Source organism: Deltaproteobacteria bacterium (genome assembly GCA_009929795.1).
GTDB lineage: Bacteria > Desulfobacterota > Desulfovibrionia > Desulfovibrionales > Desulfomicrobiaceae > RZZR01.
In genome coordinates, this window is sequence record RZZR01000379.1 from 1 (window position 1) to 1,239 (window position 1,239).

The window sequence follows — 1,239 nt, forward strand, 5'->3', positions numbered from 1 at the left end:
GAAAATACACAGATGGAGAGGCCAACATGTTTGGAATTCGATCCTGTAGGGACCGTATTTCAATTTGTCCTTTTTTGGTTTCTTGTTTTGAAGAGGCCGCTTTGGGCTTTGCGACCATGGAAATATCATTTTGTTTGAAAACGAACACCGGCGATTTCTGTTTTGCCATTTGTCGATTTCTCATTTCGACCCGAGAATATCAGGAGTCCTTGTGTGGATGTCATTGCGGATAGTTCCATGATTTCTTTGTTATCCTTCAGATTGCGATAGTCGCACGTGGAGTTCGAGAGGACAATGCGCGAAGCGGGAATTTGGAGACAATGGGGTCCGACCGGCCTGGCCTTTTGGGAGATCATGGCCCTGGCCGGCGCCCTGGGGTGTCTGGCCCTGGAGCACATTGTTCCGGCGGTCGTGGCCTTGGCCGGGGCCGCGGTCATCGAACTGGCGTACGGCACGGCCGGAAGGCGCTTGCTGGTTCTCCCTATGATCTTCGCCCTGGGGTTGGTCCTGGCCAATGCCCGGCAGGAGTCGCCTCGGTCGGCCCTGGACACGAATCCCCCGGCGGTCCGTGTGCCGGTGCGCATCATGGTTACGGACGCGGTGGGCGTGCCGGGCGGACGATATCGAGTTGTGGGCGATGAAATCCGATTTTCGGCCGGAGGGTCGTGGCAGAGCTTGCCGGGGCGTCTTGTCCTGACCCTGGAGGGACAGGGGTCTGTTCCCCTGCCCGGTCAGATTCTGGAAGCCGCTTTTCGCATCCGGCCGGTTCGGGGCATGGCCAATCCGGGTGTCTTTCGGATCGAGGACCATTGGGGCAGGAACGGTGTGCACTGGCGAGGGTTTGTAGCCAAGAAAGACCGGGATTTCGTGCGTCTCGGCCCCGTTCCCGACGGGCCCCTGGATCGGCTGAGGCTCCGGGTGCGGAGCGTTGTCGAGCCTCTTTCCTCAACGGGCCGAGGTTTGCTGGCGGCCCTGCTCTACGGGGATCGGTCCGGCATCGGCCTTGAGCTTCTGGACCGTTTCCAGCGGGCATCTCTGGCCCACACCCTGGCCCTATCCGGACTGCACCTGGGACTGGTGGCCTCATTTGGGTTCTGGCTGGCCCTGGGTCTGGGCTGGATCCGCTCCGGAATTTATCTCCTCATTCCCCGGCCCAAGCTGGCTGTGATCATGGCGGCGCCCCTGGTTCTGCTCTACATGTGGCTGGGGGATTTTTCCGTGACTCTGGTCCGGTCCGGG

1 protein-coding gene is annotated in these 1,239 nt (G+C 60.2%); it reads left to right on the forward strand.

What is annotated here, in order from left to right; all coding sequences use genetic code 11:
• Positions 1–294: 294 nt before the first annotated feature.
• On the forward strand, positions 295–1,239 hold a 945-nt coding region (locus tag EOM25_15145), incomplete at its 3' end, for a DUF4131 domain-containing protein (GenBank protein ID NCC26515.1).